The sequence below is a fragment of the Arthrobacter sp. Rue61a genome (assembly GCF_000294695.2).
Taxonomy (GTDB): Bacteria; Actinomycetota; Actinomycetes; order Actinomycetales; family Micrococcaceae; genus Arthrobacter; species Arthrobacter aurescens_A.
This window is the reverse complement of record NC_018531.1, coordinates 4,401,144-4,419,225: the sequence shown is the minus strand read 5'-3', so window position 1 is coordinate 4,419,225 and position 18,082 is coordinate 4,401,144. Positions and strand designations below refer to the sequence as shown.

The following is an 18,082-nucleotide window of genomic DNA, read 5'->3' as shown; positions in this document are numbered from 1 at the left end:
GGCGCGGGATCACCGCACGCTTAGCGCCTCCGTCAATGTCCGGCCGTTCACGTAGATCTCGGCACGCGAAGCACCACTGGCCTGCACTATGGTCTGGGTCAGTTGAGCTTGGATCCGTGGAATGTCGCACACACCCCCGGGCCGCAGTGATCCGCTGAGGTTAACCACCACTGTTGCCCCGCTCTTGTAGCCGGAGAGGTAGCGCAGGGATGAATCAGCCAGGGCGTCGTAGAGGGCCGCGTCGCTGTCCACCGGCATCCCGGCCTCCAGCAGCCGGCCGAGTGCCACGGACAACGGATCGCCGGGCACGGCAACGCCCCTGACCGGTACCAGGCTGTCGTTACATCCGAACCGCACGCCGCGGGCGCCGCCGTCGTCAATTGCTACGTAGTAGACCGCTGGTCCGGAGTCGGCAGAGTCCACGGGTATGACCGTTGCGGTCGCTGTTGGTTCGGGTGCGCTGGTGCCCGGCTGGGGTGAAGGCTCGACGACGGGCACCGGCTGGGTCGGCGCAGGCGACGGGCTGCTCGGGGGCGCGGTGGATGGTGCGGGCGGCGCAGCCGGGACGGCAACCGAGGGAGTACCCGGGCTGGGCTGTGCAGGGGCCGAAGTCCCTGAAGCCGACGCCGCAGGGGTTGAAGCCACCGGCTCGGTACTGGGCACGGCAGGGGGAGTCACGGAAACTGTCGGCAACGGTCCGGCGACCTCGGAATCTTCAGGTCCAGCGGGCACTGCGGTGCAGCCAGCCACCCACAGGCCGAAGAGGAGGCAGGCGGCCGTGATCGCCGTCGTACTTTTTGTTCCCCGTCCGGCATGCATGACAGCCCGCGCTCCTGTCCGTCCACCTGTACTTCCTACGTTAGGACTGGACGGCGGATCACAACATGCCGTTAGGGTGACGGTTCGGACAAGAGTTGGTCACGCCCGGCACGGCAAAGCTGAAGAAACGCGAATGCCCCCGCCCCGCCGAAAGCGGGACAGGGGCATTAAAAGCGTAGAGACTAAGCTGCTGCTTCTTCTTCGTCCTGAACGGCGGTCAGGGGCTCGAAGATGCCCTTGATCTGCTCAACAACTTCAGCGTCGTCCTTCGGGTGCAATTCAGCGAAGCGGATCATGGAACCCGGAACGGCCAGCTTGACGTCGTCAAGGACCTTTGCGCCGGCGATGCCAGCGGCCTTGCGGGCCTCGTCCTGGGCCCACACGCCGCCGAACTGGCCAAAGGCGGTTCCGACGACGGCGGTCGGCTTGCCGGAGAGGGCGCCGGCACCGAACGGGCGGGACAGCCAGTCGATGGCGTTCTTCAGGGAGGCGGGCATGGTGCCGTTGTGCTCGGGGGTGACCAGCAGGATGGTGTCGGCGTCGGCTGCTGCAGCGCGGAGGGCGGCGGCTTCGGCGGGAACCTGGCCTTCGACGTCGATGTCTTCGTTGTAGAAGGGGATGGTGCCCAGCGAGCCGTGGATCCGCACGTCAACGTTCTCGGGTGCGTTCAGCTGGATGGCTTCGGCGAGCTTCTTGTTGTGGGAATCGGCGCGCAGGCTGCCGACGAGGGTAAGAACAGTGCTCTTGGACATGGTGTCTCCTTGTGTCTGGCCGGGTACCTTGCGGACCCGACCTGCGATGTCTGGGCTTTGGGGCCTTCACCGATACTAAACGGACTATGGTCCGCTTTCTATTCCCGGGGTCTAGAATATTTCTGTGAGCTCGATCCCAATCCGTCCGGACGTGCCCCTGGGTGCGCTCCACGAGCGCAGTGATGCAGCGAGGAATCGCGAGCGCTTGCTTAATGCTGCCCGGGACTTGGTGGCCGAGTTTGGCGCTGAAGCGCTGACCATGGATGCGCTCGCCTGCAAGGCCCAAGTGGGCAAGGGGACAGTATTCCGCCGCTTTGGTAGCCGCGCCGGGCTCATGATGACCCTGCTGAGTGACTCCGAGTCCGAATTCCAGCACGGCTTCATGTTCGGGCCGCCGCCACTTGGTCCGGGGGCCGCACCGCTGGATCGCTTGGTGGCCTTCGGGGAGGGGCGCATCTATTTTGTCCTCGAGAACGGCGAGCTCTTGAAAGCCGCCGGGGCGGCTACCCGTAACAGGTTCGATGTGCCGGCGACCAAACTTTCGCATCGACATATGGAGGTCCTGCTGCGGGAGGCGGGAATCGCGGACCCTTGGGTGATGGCGATGTCCCTGACTTACGCGCTGGACCCTGAGCGGATAGTGGACGACGTCCGTGTCCGCGGCATTTCCCCCACCCGGCTAGCGGAGTCATGGCGCGATCTGGTCACTCGGCTCATGGGCGCCGCTTAGATCACACCGCGGCGCCAGCCGGCACTGTTAGCGCCCCCATCCGTCCCGCTGACAGCGCAACAATGCTGCCGGCGTCGTAAACATGGCGCAACCTGCACATAACAATCTGGCTGCAGGCGCGAAACCGGACGCCTCGAAGCAAAACGTGAAGCAGTTATTGTGGTAGTTTCCTCTTGAATGTGACGCATGCCATACAGGGCTGGTGATCACTGAAGGGGTGCGGGGGGCCCAAGAACCCGCTGCGCCAATTCGTAGCTGACGCCGGCCACAGCCGGGAACCGCGGAAGGACGAGCATTGAGTTTTGCCACGATTCGGGGCAGCCGCCCGACATGCTGAAATATCTGATGAAGCGGTCGGGCATTTACCTGATCATGATCTTCCTGACCACTAGCGCGGGGTACTTCCTGGCGGTCTCGTCGCTGAAGCCCGCAGTACTGGAGCAGGAGAAAATCCCGCGGCCAACCCCCGAACAGGTAGCGGCGTCCTTCCGGGGACTCGGCCTGGATCCGGATTTGAACCCGTGGGAACGGTACATTCAATGGCTCTGGGGCATCATCACCCGCTGGGACTGGGGCCGCAGCCCCAACGGGGCCTTCGTCAACGCCGAATTCGCGGACCGCGTGTTGGTCTCCACCCGGCTGTTCATCGCCTCGATCATCCTGACACTGATCATCGGCGTCGCGCTCGGCGTCTACTCCGCCGCCCGCCAGTACAAATTCCAAGACCGCGTCATCACGTCCTACAGCTACCTGGTCCACATCCTCCCCGCGCCCATCGCCTACTTCCTGGTGCAGCTGGGCGCCATCAGCATCAATGAGGCAGTGGGCGAGCGCATCTTCTTCGTGACGGGAATTTCGACGCCGGGAATTGAGCCAGGCTGGCCGGCTTTCGTCGACCTTGTGGCCCACTACGCCGTGCCCACCTTCGCGATGACCATTTTCGGTTGGGCCGGTTACCAGATCGCCCAGCGGCAGTACCTCCTGGACAACGTGAACGCGGACTTTGTCCGCACCGCCCGGGCCAAGGGATTGACCCGCAACCAGGCCATCAGGAAGCACGCACTGCGTGTCTCCTTCATCCCAGTGGCACAGAGCATTGCGTTCACCATCCCGGCGATCTTCACGGGCGGCTTCTTCGCGGAGGCCATCTTCGCCTGGCCCGGCATCGGCCTCTGGAGTATCCAGGCCATCAGCCTTCAGGACGTCAACGTAGCCACAGCCACGCTGGCCTACGGCTCCGTGATCTTCGCGATCGGCGCCATCCTTGCCGACTTCGCCACCACGCTGGTCGATCCACGAGTGAGGGTCCAGTAATGACCAACATCATTGATCCCATTGCGGAAATCGACGAAGCCCGGGTTGCCGACCAGGACGTCGTCATTGGGAAGTCCCGGATCATCTTCCGTCGCTTCATGCGGAACCGGACCGCCGTCGCCGGTTTGTTCATTTTCCTGGCGCTGTTCCTCTTCTCCATCTTTGGCGGGTTCCTGACCTCGTGGGACAAGGACACCCTTGATCCGCTAAACATCGGTATGCCGCCGTCGCCGGACCACTTGTTGGGGACCACACAGGCCGGCATCGACCTCATGGCGCTCATTGTGGATGGCACCCGGACTTCCATTCTCATCGGCCTGATCGTGGGCGGCGTGTCCGTGCTGATCTCTGCGGTGTACGGCTGCACCATGGCGTTCTTCGGCGGCAAGGTGGATGCCACCATGCTGTTCATCCTTGAAGCGCTCATCATGATGCCCGCCATCCTGGTGGTCGCCGTCGCAACCAGCGGAAGCGGTGGGCTCAAGGACCTCCCCAGCTGGCTCTTGCTGGTGGTCGTGCTCCTGTTCTTCAGCTGGATGGGAACCGCCCGCCTGGTGCGCTCGCTGGCCATGTCCCTGATGCAGCGCGATTACGTCAAAGCCGCCACTTACATGGGTGTCCCGTCCCGCAGGATCGTATGGCGCCACCTCGTTCCGAACATCGGCTCACTGCTGGTCCTCGACTTCACCCGTGGCATCACCGGCGCAATCCTGGCCGAAGTGGCATTCTCCTTCATCGGCATCGGTATCAAGCTCCCTGACGTCAGCCTCGGTGTCCTCATCGGGCAAGCGACCGGCCAGGTGTCCTCCTTCCCGTGGATGTTCTGGGTTCCGCTCACCGTCATGTTCCTGCTGACCGGCTCGCTGGCCATGATGAACGACGGCCTCCGCGACGCCTTCGACCCCAGCTCCAGTTCCATCGGCCGGGCGAAGCAGGCCAAGCCCCAGACTGCGAAGAAGACCACCAAATGAGCACCAACACCACTCCCGCCGAGCGCCTCCGCGACGCCGGACTCTACGCACCCGGCGATGCCGTCCTCAGCGTCCGCGACCTGAACGTCCGCTTCAACTCCGAGAACGGTGTGGTCCATGCAGTCCGGGGCGTCGACTTCGACCTCATGCCGGGGAAGACGCTGGGCATTGTGGGCGAGTCCGGCTCCGGCAAGTCCGTGACGTCCATGGCCATCATGGGACTCCTGCCCGAAACCGCGGACATCACAGGCTCCGTCCGCTACAAGGGCAAGGAACTCCTGGGCCTCAGCGACAAAGCCATGTGCAAGCACCGCGGTAGTGACATCGCCATGGTGTTCCAGGACCCGCTGTCCTCGCTGACTCCGGTCTACACGGTGGGCACCCAGATTATTGAGGCGCTGACTGTCCACAACCCGACAATGAGCAAGCAGGCGAAAGAAGCCCGCGCCGTCGACCTTTTGCGCATGGTGGGCATCCCGAGCCCCAAGGACCGGCTGAAGGCCTTCCCGCACGAATTTTCCGGCGGTATGCGGCAGCGCGTGATGATCGCCATTGCGATCGCCAACGATCCGCGCGTACTTATCGCGGATGAACCCACGACGGCGTTGGACGTCACCATCCAGGCGCAAGTGCTGGAAGTCCTGCACACCGCGCAAGAGGAGACCGGCGCCGCCGTCGTGATGATCACGCACGACCTCGGCGTCGTGGCCGGCATGGCCGACGACATCATGGTCATGTACGCGGGCAAGCCTGTGGAAACCGGCACTGCGGAGGACATCTACTACAACCCGCGGATGCCGTACACGCTGGGCCTCCTCGGCGCAGTTCCCCGTGTTGACACCGCCACCAGGCAGTCGTTGGTTCCCATTGAAGGGACGCCGCCCAACCTGGCCCTGCCGGTGACCGGATGCTCCTTCGCTGCCCGTTGCCCCATGGTCAGCGATGCCTGCCTGCACGGGGAACCGGAACTGTTCCCGGTGCCCGGTGTTGAGGGACAGACCTTGGGACACAAAGCCGCTTGCATCAAGGCTGGCGAACTGTCCGGTAACGCTGACGCCCACAAGATTTTCCACGCGCCGCCCAAGCCAGTGTCAAAGTTCGACGGCGTAGCCCGCGCCGAGCGCGCAAAGGTCCTGGAACTCAAGGACGTCAAGAAGCACTTCCCGCTGCTCAAGGGTGCCTTGATCAAGCGACGGATCGGCACGGTCAAGGCCGTGGATGGCCTGAGCTTTGATATCCGCGAAGGTGAGTGCGTTTCCATTGTGGGGGAGTCCGGCTGCGGCAAGACCACCACGCTCCTGGAAATCATGGAGTTCCACCCGGACCAAGTGGGCGAAGTGGTCATCGGCGGCGTCAGCAACAAGGTGGCCACCGATCACAAGACCAAGATGGCCATGCGCAAGGAAATGCAGATGGTCTTCCAGGACCCCACGGGCGCCCTGGACCCGCGTTTCACGGTGTACGAAGTCCTGGCCGAACCCCTGGAAAACCTGGGAATGCCCAAGGCTGCCATCAAGAAACGCATCATGGAACTCATGAAGCTGGTGGGCCTGCAACCGGACCACGTGAACCGCTTCCCCAACCAGTTCTCCGGCGGGCAGCGCCAGCGCATCGGCATCGCCCGCGCGCTCGCGGTCAATCCGAAGCTCGTTGTCCTGGACGAACCGGTCTCCGCACTGGACGTATCCGTGCAAGCCGGTGTCATCAACCTGCTGGACAAGCTCCGTGCCGAACTTGGCCTGAGCTACCTCATGGTGGCCCACGACCTCTCGGTGGTCCGACACATCTCCGATCGCGTTGCCGTGATGTACCTCGGCAAGATCGTGGAGACAGGGGACGTGGACCATGTCTTCGGCAACCCGCGCCACCCCTACACCCGGGCCCTGCTGTCCGCGATCCCGGTGCCGGACCCCAACCTGGAACGCACCCGTGAACGCATCATCCTCCAGGGTGACCTTCCAAGCCCGTTGGATGCTCCCAAGGGATGCAATTTTGCCACCCGGTGTCCTGTCTTTGCCGCACTACCTGCCGCAAAGCAAGAGAAGTGCCTTACTCTGGAGCCGCCACTGGCTGCGGAGAAGGAAGGCACACAGGACTTCGCCTGCTTCTTCCCGGACGGAGAGATAGATGCTGACATGCTGGTGGTGCATGCCTGACGACATATGACGCATCGATTGAAACCCTGTTATTCAACTCGCAAAGATTTCCAGTCGTAAACATGAAGGGCAAACCATGAAAAAATACACGACGATCGGTGGCGTAGCGCTCGCAGCGACGCTCATGCTGACCGCTTGCGGCGGGGGAACGCCGTCGGGTCCGGCCTCTCAGAAGGCCGAAGAGAGCGGCGGCGATATCAGCAAGCTGATTAGCGTCAACGCCAAGGAAGCAAAGGATCTGGAGCAGGGCGGCACGGTGACACTGCCAACCGTGGATCTCGGGCCGGATTTCAACAATAATTCCAACGTCGGGAACAGCGCCGCCACCTCAGCTGTGTTGACTCCAGTCAATCCGGCAGGCCTTAGCAGCGGCGGGATCGGCGGTTGCTGGAAGCTGGACTTTGACGGCAAGGCTGAGCCGAATAAGGACTTCTGCGAAGAGGTGAAGAGCGAAGTCAAGGATGGTAAACAGACCATCACCATCAAGGTCAACGAAAAGGCAACCTGGAACGACGGTACGCCTATCGATGTCAAGACGTTCGAGAACACTTGGAAGATGTCCCGCGGCGAAGATAAGGCGATTGACATCGTCAACCCGGGGTCATATCCGTTTGTTGAATCAGTCGTAGCTGGTGCCAACGACAAGGAAGTCATTGTCACCACCAGCAAGCCCGTTTTCCCCCTCGAGGATCTCTTCTTCGGTCTGATCCACCCGGCCGTCAACAACGCGGAGACCTTCAACAAAGGCTTTGCTGGCAACATGCACCCTGAATGGATGGCTGGCCCGTTCAAGGTGGAGAACTACGACACCACCGCCAAGACCGTCACGATGGTCCCTAACGATAAGTGGTGGGGCCAGAAGCCGGTCCTCGACAGGATCGTTTGGCGCCAGATGGAACCCAGTGCAACCATCGCCGCCTTCAAGAACGGCGAAATTGATGCTACTGACGCTCGCACCCTGAGCCGCTATAAGCAGCTTGAAGGAACCAAGGACGCCGAAGTTCGCCGCGGCCAGCGACTGTTCGCCGGTGGTCTGAACCTCAACGCCGAGCGGCCTGCCCTCAGCGACGTTGCTGTACGCAAGGCTATCTTCACCGCAGTGGACCGCAAGGCCATCCGCGATGTCCGCTTCAACGGCCTGAACTGGTCCGAAGAGAGCTCGGGCTCCATGATGCTCATGCCGTTCTCTGAGTACTACCAGGACAACTACCCCGTGAAGGACACCGGTGCCGAGGCTGCCAAGAAGGTCCTGACCGACGCCGGCTACACCGCCAACGACAAGGGAATCATGGCTAAGGACGGCGTCCCCGTGTCCTTCAAGGTCACCTACTTCGGCGACGATCCCACCCAGGCTGCCACCTCGCAGACCCTGCAGAAGCAGCTCCAAGCCGCTGGCATGGACGTGTCTATCGACCAGCGCGGTGACGCGGACTTCCAGAAGGTTCTCGGGTCCAGAGAGTTTGACCTGACGATTTCGGGCTACACCGTTAGCGCGGATGCGACTAGCGGGGTTAAGCAGTTCTACGAGTCGACCACCAACGAGAACAAGCTCGGCGACGCTGAGTTGGATGCCGAAATCGAGCGCCTGGCAACCATCTCGGATGACAAAGAACGCAACAAGGCCGCCATGGAGGTCGAGAAGAAGCACATGGAGAAGTACTTCTCCATGGGTACCGTGCTGAACGGCCCGGAGATCCAGTTCGTGCGCACGGGCCTGGCCAATTACGGTCCGTCCCTGTTCAAGAGCAACTCCAACGTTCCTGACTGGACCACCATCGGCTGGGAAAAGGGCACCAAGAAGTAGCCTTCCCGCTGTAGTTTCCCAAAGTGCAGTTTCCTGAAGGCCGGGAATCTCCCTGAACCTGTTCATCGGTTCGGGAGGTTCCCGGCCTTCGCCGTCCCCACTCTCTCTCTCACTTCCCACGTGCTTGGGCGGATCGCTCTCTCACCCGGTGATAGAGGGTTGGCGTAAAAGGGCTATTACGTGAGAGAGGATCGGTAGCCTAGGGTCATGACTTCCACGCCGATCCGTACCGCCGTCGCCGGTTTCGGGCTCTCTGGCAGCGTCTTTCACGCGCCCTTCATCGCCAGCAACCCCGCCTACGAGCTGGCCGTCATCGCAACTTCGGACCAGGGGCGCCAAGCGAAAGCCAGGGAACGCTACCCGCAGGCAAGGATCGTGAACACCCCGCAGGACATCCTGGCACTGGCCGACCAACTGGACCTCATTGTCCTCGGCACACCGCCTGCAACCCATTTCCCGCTCGCAAAAGCTGCGCTGGAAGCCGGGCTCGACGTCGTCGTTGATAAACCGTTCGTGGTTCACAGCGCCCAGGGCGAGGATCTGATCCAACTCGCGGCGAAGCTGGGCCGCGTCCTCACTGTCTACCAGAACCGGCGCTGGGACGGAGACTCGCTCACCGTGAAGAAACTGCTCGACGCCGGAACGCTGGGTACCGTGACCAGGTTTGAGGTGGGCATGGAGCGCTGGGCACCGGAGATCGCCAAGGCGTGGAAAGCCAGTGCCACGGCGGAAGACGGCGGCGGTGTCCTGTTCGACCTCGGCACCCACGTCCTCGATCTCACTCTCCGGTTCTTTGGCCCCGCCACTGTTACCTTTGCTGAGATCGCGGCCCGCCGCCCCCAGGAGAGCGCCGATGACGACGTCTTCCTCGCACTCCAGCACGAGTCGGGTGTGATCAGCCACGTCACCATCAACCTCAACAGCCACCTCCACGGCCCGCGCTTCCGCATTCTGGGCACTGAGGGCGGCTTCGTGAAGTTCGGCACCGACCCGCAGGAGCCTTTTGTGCTGGGCGGCGGGCTGCCTACGGACGCGGAGTACGGCGTCGAGCCTGCTGAAAATCATGGAACGCTGGAACTGAACGGGCAGCGCAGCATCATCCCCACTGAGCACGGCGCCTACCCCGAGTTCTACCGTATTCTCGCTGAGAAACTCGACGACGGCGGCACCGCCTCCGCGCTTCCGGCGCCGGTGGATCCAGCCGACTCCGTTGCGGTGCTGAAGCTGATTGAACAAGCCAGGGCGCTGGCCGCTTAGATTCGTGAGCGACACCCACATTCGTCGGCGATGAAACCCGGCAAAAAAGAATTTCAGGACAACGCGTAACCTCGCCGGTGCCGCGAACGATGTAAGGGGAGTGCGGGCCACGTCCGCACGCTGATCATCCGGTCGCGACCCAACCGCGGCCGGGGCAATCCCAAAATCGTTTGTCGGAGGGTTTCATGTCCTTGTTCACTGTCCTTGCCACCAGCAAAGTCGCCGCGGGCGTCCTGGCTGCCGGAGCTGTAGCTGCCGGCGGAACCGGTGTCGCTGCCTTCAACGGCGCACTTCCCGCCGGGATCCAGCAGACCGCTCACGACTTCGTTGGCGCGCCGGCTCCGGTTGCTGAGAAGGCCGCTGAGGCAGCCGACGCAGCCGAAACCGCCAAGACCAAGGCGACTGACGCCGTCGAGACCGCGCAGTCCACAGCAACTGAGGCCGCCGAGGCTGGCCAGGCGAAGGCCACGGACGCTGTGTCCGATGCCAAAGCGGCAGTTGAAGACGCCACGTCTCCGGAGGCGTTTGGCCTCTGCACCGCTTTCCTCAATGGCGGCTTGAAGTCCGATGCGAAGGTCCCGGGCTTCGAGTCCTTGACCATCGCTGCCGGTGGCGAAGCCAAGGTGGAGGCGCACTGCGAAGCCGTGGTCGAAGCCGGTAACGCCGCCGGCCTGAAGGCTGACGGCTCCGCCAAGGCAGAGGCCGACGCAGACGCCGCCGTAACCTCCGAACTGCCTGCAACGCCTGCTGTTCCGGCTGTACCCGCAGTACCCGCCGTGCCCGCGACGCCGGCTGTCCCCGCGGTGCCTGCCGTTCCAGCGACGCCTGAGCTGCCGACGCAGGTTCCGGCTGTTCCCGGCGCGTCTCTCGATTCTGTCCGCTAAGCAAGCAGCGGTTACGGTTTAAGGGCGGGGCTCCTTGGCTTAGGACAAGGAGCCCCGCTACGTAATGTGGGACGGAGACATCCACGGGTGCTTGACCCTTTGGCTGATGAATACGTGCAGGCGGATCAGGACGATCCCGCCCTGCTCTTCACGGCTGCCTACAATAACTTCGCCGGACCGGTGTTTGGTTACCTCCGGGCACGCGGCGTGGACGACCCCGAAGCCGTGACGCAGGACGTATTCCTGGCCCTGTACCCAAAGCTGGAAACGCTGCATGGCGGGCTCCAAGGAGCAAAGACCCTGTTGTTCTCCATAGCCCACGCCCGGATGGTGGATCACTATCGCAAACGGGAACGAACGCCCGACTCCACGCCGTATGAAGCGGACTTGGACGCTCGGCGGGCGCCATCGGCGGAGGACCAGGCGTTCGGGCGGGTCGCCGGCTTGGGCGTCACGGAGATTCTGGATGACCTCCCCGACGATTATCGGGAGGTCTTGGCCCTCCGGGTCGTAGCCGATGTCTCAGTGGAAGATACCGCGGCGATCATGGGCAAATCCCAAGGCGCCGTCAAACAACTGCAGCGCAGGGCATTGAGTGCACTGAAGAAGCGTGCACTACTAAGGAACGGCACATCATGAGCGAACAATTTGCGCCCCGCGGACTCAGCGACCAGCGGGCAATCGACCACCTGCTGGCCGATGCCGGACTCGCGGACGACGCCGAGCTGCGCACTGAATTACTTGAGCTCCGATCCCTGGCGGGCACTGCCCCTCTGCCGTCCGAGGCTGTTCGCGCGCTCATGGTCGGCGGCCCGGCCGCTGCCACCCAGCAAATAGCTGCCCCCCAGGGGATCACTGCCACCCAGCACATCACGACGGCGGACGGCCCGTCCGCGGTGTCGGATGCACCGACGGCGGTACTCGCCACGGTAGCCCCGGAACCCGCGCCCGTAGACGAACTTGCCGCCCGGCGTCGGAAGAAGCGCCGCACGGCCATCGCGGGTCTCGCTGTTGCTGTGTCCTTGGCCGGCGGTGCTACGGCCGCCGTCGCTGCAGAGGGCGGCCTGCCGGGGGCCTTCCAGCATCTCGGGGCAGCGATCGGTTCCGTGGTCTCGCAGCTGAGCCCGGGTTCCGGTAGTGCTCCCCAGCCCGGTGCACCCGCCGGCACCACCCCCGGGCCGTTGCCTGTCCGGGAAGAGCCGCAGCAAGCTCCTGTTCCGGCGGAGCCGCAGCCGACGCCGGACGCGCCGGGCAACCCCGCCGTTCCCGCTCCTCAGCCGGGGCCCGGTGGCGCGTCGCCGCACACGCCCAAGGCACCGGCGCAGAAGGACCCCGGCAACGGCGTTATCCCGACGCCTCCAGCTCTACCCGTGACACCGCCGGGTATCGACCCTTCCAAGATTGATCCCTCAAAGCTGGGCCCATCGGGTGTTCCCGTGCCGGTTCCGACGCAGCTCATCCCGTCGCTCCCGGCAGACCCAAGCATCCCCGCGGGTTAACCACGACGGCGGGGTGCGGCTTCTCGTGGAAGCGGCACCCCGCCGTCGCGCTTGTTAATCCTTGGAACTACGCGGAAACTAGCGTGTGCCAGTCGTTGACGAGGGGCAGGTTGTGCGCCTCGGAAACGGAGTGGTGTGCCACGTGGCCTGCGGCGATGTTGAGGCCGGCGGCGAGTGCGGGGTCGCGGTCGAAAGCGGCCTTGACGCCCAGGTTGGCCAGGGCCACGGCGTAGCGCAGGGTGACGTTGGTCAGTGCGTACGTGGAGGTGTTCGGAACAGCGCCGGGCATGTTGGCAACGCAGTAGAAGATCGAGTTGTGGACCTTGTACGTCGGTTCCTGGTGGGTGGTGGGGTGCGTGTCCTCGAAGCAGCCGCCCTGGTCAACCGCGATGTCCACCAGAACCGAGCCCGGCTTCATGCGGGCAACGAGGTCGTTGGTGACCAGCTTGGGTGCCTTGGCGCCGGGGATCAGGACGGAGCCGATCACGAGATCTGCGTCGATAACTGACTTCTCGATCTCGTAGGCGTTGGAGGCTACGGTCTTCAGGCGGCCCTGGTACAGGGCATCCAGTTCGCGGAGCCGGTTGATGTTGATGTCCATGATGGTGACGTCAGCACCGAGGCCCAGCGCCATGGCGGCGGCGTTGGTTCCCGCAACACCGGCGCCGAGGACAACAACCTTGGCCGGGCGCACGCCCGGTACGCCGCCCAGGAGGACACCCTTGCCGCCGGCCGGAGCCATGAGCGAGGATGCGCCGACCACGACGGACAGGCGGCCTGCGACCTCGGACATCGGGGCGAGCAGCGGAAGGGTGCGGCCTTCCTGCACGGTTTCGTAGGCGATGGCCGTGACGCCGGAGTTGATGAGCTCGGCGGTGAGTTCGGGTTCTGCGGCGAGGTGGAGGTAGGTGAAGAGGATGAGGCCCTTGCGGAAGCGGTGGTACTCGGCCGCGATGGGTTCCTTGACCTTCATGACCATGTCCGCGCGGGCCCACACGTCATCTGCTTCGTTGACGATTTCGGCGCCGGCGATCGAGTATTCCTCGTCGGTGATGCCCGAGCCGAGGCCTGCGCCGCGTTCAACCAGAACGGTGTGTCCGTGGGTGCGGAACTCGTGGACGCCAGCGGCCGTGATGGCTACGCGGAACTCGTTGTTCTTGATTTCTTTGGGGACGCCGATGATCATCTGTGGGCTCCATCGTTAGCGGCCTCTTCGGCCGAAAATGTGTTGCGGGCTGTGATTCCAGAATAAATCCGGCTGTGAGGCAGGCGACATGGACTCCGAGCAGCCAGCACGCCGGAACCCCGCAAAATCAAGGTTCTGCAGCGATGATGCTCGACATTTGTCGAGGACTGAAGCGTCAAGTGTCGCCTGCTGTTGGTACGCTTTCGGGATGCAGCAGGACGTGGAACAGATCGTTGAACGCGTGGCCTTGAAGCTGGGCAGAGGACTGTCCCTGGAGGACCTCGACGGCGTTCTCCTGGCCTACAGCTCCAACCAATCCCACGCCGACCGCGTCCGGGTGAACTTCCTCCTGAGCAAGCGGGTCCCCAGCGACGTCAGCGCCTGGCAGCTCGCTCACGGCATTGCCACGGCGGTGCGACCCGTCGTGGTTCCCGCCAACGATGAACTCGGCATGTTGGGCCGCGTCTGCGTGCCACTTTTGGTCCGCGGTTTCCGCGTGGGGTACTTGTGGGTACAGCTGGACCTTGAAGAACAGAGTGCGACGGCGATACTCGCTGAGTTGCCCGGCGTGCGTGACGAGCTGGACCTGTTGGCGGGCTTGCTCCTTGATTCCAATACGGCTGAATCGGAGTTCCGGCGAAGGCGTGAACAGGAGTTTCTCTCAGCTTGCGGCGGCGAATCGAACGCTGTGGCCGCCGTCGCGGGTTGGAAGGAAATCCAGGGCCGCGGTCCGTGGCAGCTGGTGACCATCCTCGACCCTGATGGCGCTAGGTCCGACGTCGATCCCATTGCCGCTACCCTGACGCACCGTTCCGCGGCTTTGCAGTCCACTATCGGCGTCAACGCTGCCCTGTTCAGCGCCGGAACGGAGACGCATTCGGTGGTGTTGTTCCGCGAGTCGGGCGGCCGGGCGGACCACGCCCAAGTACTGGTGCACTATCAGCTGGAGCTTGCAAAACGCGCGGGCCGCAAGGTGGACAGGGTGATCCTGGGCATCAGCGAACCCTTCCAAGTCATCCGGCAGCTCTCGGGCGCGTACCGTCAATCAAAGGTTGCTGCGCAGGCGGCTGCAGTGGACCAGCCCTTGGGAGAGTTGGTGGACAGCCGGACTGTTGGTGTCTATCAACTTTTCGATCGCTTGGTGGCGCCCGGCGGCTGGGATGACACAGGATCGGTGCATTTTCGGACGCTTGAGGACCACGACAAGAACGGCGAACTCCTGCCCGTCCTGGAATTGCTGTACGACAATGACGGCTCAGTTCAGGACGTCGCTGCCAAACTTCATCTCCACAGGAGCAGCATCTACAACAGGCTCGGCCGGATCCGCCAACTCATCGGTGCTGATCCGTTGAGTGGCGCGATCCGGCTCGAGTTGCATGCGGCCCTGAAGGCGCGGCGCTGGGCGGGGCGGCCGCGCATCTGAAGGGTCCTTACGAGCGCCGCAGACGCTGGCAGCTCCAGCGCCCCATCCGGCGGCGGAACGTGGCAGTCCGGCTGCTGCTGCAGAGCCGGCTATGCCATCCCACATGAGTGGAGGTACGGGGCAGCCGGGTGCTCACTTGAGGGCCGTCCGGGCTGCATCCAGGATGTCCTGAAGAGCCGACTCGCTGGGCTGCGGCGTGGTTGCGGCCTGCGGCTTGCCCGGCCGTGGCTTGGACGTCGGCGTAGCAGTTTCCGTTGGTGTGGGTGTCGGAGTGGGCGTGGGTGTCACCGTGGGCGTCGGCGTGGTGATCGTGTCCGACGGCACCTCGCTCGGCGCAGGAGCCGGCTGCGTGGGGACCGGGCTGGCAGCGCCAGGCGCGGCCGGGACAGAGGACGGTATGGCTGAAGGAACCCATACCGGGTCCGCGAGGGATACCTTGGGGGTTGCAGTCGACGACGGCGACACGGCCTGAGGTGCTTCCGCCACCGTTGCCGGCTGGCCGGCCTCCGAAGTCTCCGTTGCTGTTGACGAAGCTGACGGCGATGACGCCGTGGAGTAGGACGCCCTGGGCGCGGGCGACGCCGAAGCCGAGGTGCGGCCATCGCTGCCGCTGGCTTCCTGGACCGGGGTCTCCTGGCCGAAGAAAGGAAGCTCGAGGGCCTGCCCCAACGTTCCGGCCGTCAACACGAGGCCAAGGGCACCGGCAACCACGGCCATGCGCTGGCTCATGTGTTTGACCGACGCGGCTTTTCGCAGCGCGGCATGAGGTTCGCGGCCAAATGAAGACCCCGCCCCGAAGTTGGACCTGGTTGCTGTGCGCGCGGCAGGCTGTCGAACGTCCTTGCGGCTGGCCAAGGACGCCGATGCCGTCGCGGCTGCAGCAACCTGCGCCGGGGACTTGCCGCGCGGCGACTCCGCGCGGGCGGCCACCACAGGAATAGCTGCGGTTGCGGGTTCCGAGGTCTCAGGCTGCACCACTGGAATAGCTGCGGTTGCGGGTTCCGAGGTCTCGTCTTCCTGGGAGCCCTGTGTCGTGGCGGCTGGCGGCACGATGGGAATGGCCGCGGTGGGAGGTCCCGGTGTGGTGGACGCCGGCGCTGCAGCCTGAGCGGCCTCAACGGCGGGAATCGCCGCAGTTGCCGGTTCCGCCTGCTCGGTCGCGGACTTTTCGGGGGCCGATAGTTCGGGCGCGATCACAGCCTGGGCTGCCCTCTGCCGCTCGGCCGCACGAACCTCCGCACGAGTGGCGGGCATCGCAACCGTGGGCATGGCCGCAGTGGCGGGTTCCGGCGTCGTGCCTGTGTTCGTTGTGCCTGTCTTAACGGCGTTTTCGGGCGTCGCGGCGTCCGCCTGCGCGCTGGTGAGGAATCCGCTGGGTTGGGCCCGACGGCGTCCGGTTGGCTTGGTGCGCTCGCCTTCAGTCTGGGCGCGGCGCGGCTGATCCATGGTTGGGGACATGGTGGTTGCCTCTCAACGCCTTCGAGGTTAGCTGTCGGGTTCGGACGAGGCCGTCCGGCCGCCTAAGCGGCTTCACCCCAAGGACTTGAAGTAAGTCCGGGAACTTTTGGGTCCCCCGTCTCTGCCGCGGGTCTGGCGGATCCCGGATTGCGGCAGAGCTCGGCGTCAATCCGGAAGCGGCCCAGCGGAGATACGGGTCGCCCTACGACGGTACATGAGCCGGAAAGTAAAGTCACATTAATGTAACGGGCGGTAGGTCTGAGCAAGCGAGGGGGTTCTATGACTTAGGCTTCGGGGCTGGCGCCGGGGCAGGTAGCTCATGCTGGATCTTCTGGATCGAGCGAGATATCCATGGCCTAACACTAGCTTCGCGGTGCACCGGCAGGTAGACATTGTCTATGGACCTGCCTGTGATGCCACCCGTCTCGCCCATGCTCGCCAAATCCGTTCCGACAATCCCCGATGTTGGGCACTACGAGCCCAAATGGGACGGGTTCCGGACCATCGTCTTCAAGGATGGCGACGAGATCGTCCTGGGCAGCCGCAACGAGAAGCCGATGACCCGCTACTTCCCCGAGGTGGTGGAGGCGCTCAGGAAGAACCTGCCGGACAAATGCGTGATCGACGGCGAGATCGTCCTGATCGAGGGCAAGAGGCTCGAATTCGAGGTACTCCAGCAAAGGATCCACCCCGCCGACAGCCGCGTCCGGATGCTCGCCGAGAAGACCCCGGCGTCCATGATTGCGTTCGACATCCTCGCGCTGGGCGACGAGAACCTCATGGACAAGCCGTTCTCCGAGCGCCGCGCCATCTTGGAGCGTACGCTCGCCAAGGCCGATCCGCCTGTCTATGTGACCCCCGCAGTGACGGATCTCGAGCGGGCGCAGGAATGGTTCGTGCAGTTGGAAGGCGCGGGACTGGATGGGGTGCTGTCCAAGCCGTTGGACGGGGCCTACCAACCCAACAAGCGCGTGATGTTCAAAACCAAACACGAGCGCACGGCAGACTGTGTGGTGGCGGGATTCCGTTGGCACAAGACCGCGAAAGTTGTGGGGTCGATGTTGCTCGGCCTGCACGATGACACTGGCCGGCTGCATCATGTGGGAGTGGTGGCATCGTTCCCTATGGCCCGCAGGGAAGCTTTGGTGGCAGAACTGGAGCCGTACCAGGTTGAACTCAGCGAGCACCCATGGGGTGAGTGGGCCAACCAGGATGAAACTGCCGGGGGTTCACGCATGCCCGGCGCCCAAAGCCGGTGGAGCGGGGGTAAGGACTTCTCCTTCGTGCCGCTGCGCCCCGAGCTGGTGATCGAAGTAAAGTACGACTACATGGAAGGCGACAGGTTCCGGCACACCACGCAGTTCCGTAGGTGGCGGCCGGACAGGACCCCCGAGAGCTGCACGTACTCGCAACTGGAAGAGCCTGCCGACTACGATCTCGGGGAAATCCTGAGGCTGCCCTAGCCCCTACTCTTCGTGGCCTTGGTCGCTGCTCATGCTGCCCTCGGCCGGTGGGGTTTCGCCCGGAGGCACGCCGCCGCCCGGCTCCAAGCCTGTGACATTTCCGTCGAGGGGATCAGGGTTGGCGGAAGCGGCGGGGTCATCGTCTTCGTCCTGGCGCATGTCCGGATCGTCGTGGATGCTGTCGGCATCGGAGGTGGTGTCGTAAGGCCCGGTTGCGCCGGTTGCGCCGAAGCCCTGGGTTTCTTCATTCGAGTTTTTGTCGGTCACGATCAGCCCTTTCGTAAGCAAACTTACTATTGTGCTTGCTTCGTCAGCCTAGCCGGGACGTGCTGACCCAACAAGGGGCGCCCAAGCCATGGGGCTGCG

General features: G+C 63.9%; 16 protein-coding genes and 1 riboswitch. Of the genes, 11 read left to right on the top strand and 5 right to left on the bottom strand.

Annotated elements, in window-relative coordinates:
• Positions 1-9 precede the first annotated feature (9 nt).
• Both ARUE_RS20135 and ARUE_RS20130 read right to left on the bottom strand, forming a co-directional pair.
• Positions 10-819 carry a GerMN domain-containing protein gene (locus tag ARUE_RS20135; RefSeq protein WP_014923103.1) on the bottom strand — a complete coding sequence of 270 codons (810 nt, stop codon included), beginning with the start codon at positions 817-819 and terminating at the stop codon, positions 10-12.
• A gap of 182 nt (positions 820-1,001) precedes the next feature.
• The gene (locus ARUE_RS20130; protein ID WP_014923102.1) at positions 1,002-1,571 is read right to left on the bottom strand and encodes an NAD(P)H-dependent oxidoreductase; all 570 of its coding nucleotides are present in this window, start codon (positions 1,569-1,571) and stop codon (positions 1,002-1,004) included.
• A 124-nt stretch (positions 1,572-1,695) separates the two neighbouring features.
• On the opposite strand from ARUE_RS20130, the gene ARUE_RS20125 reads away from it, so the two are divergent.
• The 9 genes from ARUE_RS20125 to ARUE_RS20085 all read left to right on the top strand — a co-directional run bounded on the left by ARUE_RS20125 (position 1,696) and on the right by ARUE_RS20085 (position 12,186).
• On the top strand, positions 1,696-2,301 hold the full coding sequence (locus ARUE_RS20125; RefSeq protein WP_187329904.1) for a TetR/AcrR family transcriptional regulator: 606 nt from the start codon (positions 1,696-1,698) through the stop codon (positions 2,299-2,301).
• A 330-nt stretch (positions 2,302-2,631) separates the two neighbouring features.
• Positions 2,632-3,615, top strand: coding sequence for an ABC transporter permease (locus tag ARUE_RS20120; RefSeq protein ID WP_011776480.1), 984 nt, complete (start codon positions 2,632-2,634; stop codon positions 3,613-3,615).
• The gene (locus ARUE_RS20115; RefSeq protein WP_014923099.1) at positions 3,615-4,586 is read left to right on the top strand and encodes an ABC transporter permease; all 972 of its coding nucleotides are present in this window, start codon (positions 3,615-3,617) and stop codon (positions 4,584-4,586) included. The genes ARUE_RS20120 and ARUE_RS20115 overlap by 1 nt, the downstream gene beginning before the upstream one ends.
• Complete coding sequence (locus ARUE_RS20110; protein WP_014923098.1) at positions 4,583-6,742, top strand: dipeptide ABC transporter ATP-binding protein; 2,160 nt, start codon at positions 4,583-4,585, stop codon at positions 6,740-6,742. Before ARUE_RS20115 ends, ARUE_RS20110 begins: the two co-directional genes overlap by 4 nt.
• 76 nt (positions 6,743-6,818) lie before the next feature.
• On the top strand, positions 6,819-8,546 hold the full coding sequence (locus ARUE_RS20105; protein ID WP_014923097.1) for an ABC transporter family substrate-binding protein: 1,728 nt from the start codon (positions 6,819-6,821) through the stop codon (positions 8,544-8,546).
• 207 nt (positions 8,547-8,753) lie between these two features.
• Complete coding sequence (locus ARUE_RS20100; RefSeq protein WP_014923096.1) at positions 8,754-9,803, top strand: Gfo/Idh/MocA family protein; 1,050 nt, start codon at positions 8,754-8,756, stop codon at positions 9,801-9,803.
• A 185-nt stretch (positions 9,804-9,988) separates the two neighbouring features.
• Positions 9,989-10,687, top strand: coding sequence for a hypothetical protein (locus ARUE_RS20095; protein ID WP_014923095.1), 699 nt, complete (start codon positions 9,989-9,991; stop codon positions 10,685-10,687).
• A gap of 87 nt (positions 10,688-10,774) precedes the next feature.
• Positions 10,775-11,326, top strand: coding sequence for an RNA polymerase sigma factor (locus tag ARUE_RS20090; RefSeq protein WP_014923094.1), 552 nt, complete (start codon positions 10,775-10,777; stop codon positions 11,324-11,326).
• On the top strand, positions 11,323-12,186 hold the full coding sequence (locus ARUE_RS20085) for a superantigen-like protein SSL4 (protein WP_014923093.1): 864 nt from the start codon (positions 11,323-11,325) through the stop codon (positions 12,184-12,186). The genes ARUE_RS20090 and ARUE_RS20085 overlap by 4 nt, the downstream gene beginning before the upstream one ends.
• A 67-nt stretch (positions 12,187-12,253) precedes the next feature.
• Here the strand turns inward: ARUE_RS20085 and ald are convergent, their stop codons facing one another.
• Entirely contained in the window at positions 12,254-13,372 is a 1,119-nt protein-coding gene (ald, locus tag ARUE_RS20080; RefSeq protein ID WP_011776472.1) for an alanine dehydrogenase, read from the bottom strand.
• Between the two features lie 208 nt (positions 13,373-13,580).
• Between ald and ARUE_RS20075 the strand changes: the two genes are divergently transcribed.
• Positions 13,581-14,795, top strand: a complete 1,215-nt coding sequence (locus ARUE_RS20075) for a PucR family transcriptional regulator (RefSeq protein ID WP_043470794.1) — start codon at positions 13,581-13,583, stop codon at positions 14,793-14,795.
• A gap of 132 nt (positions 14,796-14,927) precedes the next feature.
• On the opposite strand, the gene ARUE_RS20070 is transcribed toward ARUE_RS20075, so the two are convergent.
• Positions 14,928-16,253 carry a hypothetical protein gene (locus ARUE_RS20070; RefSeq protein WP_014923091.1) on the bottom strand — a complete coding sequence of 442 codons (1,326 nt, stop codon included), beginning with the start codon at positions 16,251-16,253 and terminating at the stop codon, positions 14,928-14,930.
• A gap of 2 nt (positions 16,254-16,255) precedes the next feature.
• Positions 16,256-16,401, bottom strand: a riboswitch (cyclic di-AMP (ydaO/yuaA leader).
• A 250-nt stretch (positions 16,402-16,651) separates the two neighbouring features.
• On the opposite strand from ARUE_RS20070, the gene ARUE_RS20065 reads away from it, so the two are divergent.
• A complete protein-coding gene (locus ARUE_RS20065; protein WP_014923090.1) occupies positions 16,652-17,716 on the top strand; it encodes an ATP-dependent DNA ligase in 1,065 nt (354 codons plus the stop codon).
• A 3-nt stretch (positions 17,717-17,719) separates the two neighbouring features.
• Here ARUE_RS20065 and ARUE_RS20060 read toward each other — a convergent pair whose 3' ends face one another.
• Entirely contained in the window at positions 17,720-17,983 is a 264-nt protein-coding gene (locus tag ARUE_RS20060; RefSeq protein WP_043470792.1) for a DUF6480 family protein, read from the bottom strand.
• Between the last annotated feature and the right edge of the window lie 99 nt (positions 17,984-18,082).

Excerpts from the sequence above, each read along its gene's own strand:
- ARUE_RS20105 (WP_014923097.1), top strand. The coding sequence starts at position 6,819 with ATGAAAAAATACACGACGATCGGTGGCGTAGCGCTCGCAGCGACGCTC.
- ARUE_RS20120 (WP_011776480.1), top strand. The coding sequence starts at position 2,632 with ATGCTGAAATATCTGATGAAGCGGTCGGGCATTTACCTGATCATGATC.
- ARUE_RS20070 (WP_014923091.1), bottom strand. The coding sequence starts at position 16,253 with ATGTCCCCAACCATGGATCAGCCGCGCCGCGCCCAGACTGAAGGCGAG.
- ARUE_RS20065 (WP_014923090.1), top strand. The coding sequence starts at position 16,652 with ATGGACCTGCCTGTGATGCCACCCGTCTCGCCCATGCTCGCCAAATCC.
- ARUE_RS20095 (WP_014923095.1), top strand. The coding sequence starts at position 9,989 with ATGTCCTTGTTCACTGTCCTTGCCACCAGCAAAGTCGCCGCGGGCGTC.
- ARUE_RS20115 (WP_014923099.1), top strand. The coding sequence starts at position 3,615 with ATGACCAACATCATTGATCCCATTGCGGAAATCGACGAAGCCCGGGTT.
- ald (WP_011776472.1), bottom strand. The coding sequence starts at position 13,372 with ATGATCATCGGCGTCCCCAAAGAAATCAAGAACAACGAGTTCCGCGTA.
- ARUE_RS20100 (WP_014923096.1), top strand. The coding sequence starts at position 8,754 with ATGACTTCCACGCCGATCCGTACCGCCGTCGCCGGTTTCGGGCTCTCT.
- ARUE_RS20075 (WP_043470794.1), top strand. The coding sequence starts at position 13,581 with ATGCAGCAGGACGTGGAACAGATCGTTGAACGCGTGGCCTTGAAGCTG.
- ARUE_RS20085 (WP_014923093.1), top strand. The coding sequence starts at position 11,323 with ATGAGCGAACAATTTGCGCCCCGCGGACTCAGCGACCAGCGGGCAATC.
- ARUE_RS20135 (WP_014923103.1), bottom strand. The coding sequence starts at position 819 with ATGCATGCCGGACGGGGAACAAAAAGTACGACGGCGATCACGGCCGCC.
- ARUE_RS20110 (WP_014923098.1), top strand. The coding sequence starts at position 4,583 with ATGAGCACCAACACCACTCCCGCCGAGCGCCTCCGCGACGCCGGACTC.
- ARUE_RS20130 (WP_014923102.1), bottom strand. The coding sequence starts at position 1,571 with ATGTCCAAGAGCACTGTTCTTACCCTCGTCGGCAGCCTGCGCGCCGAT.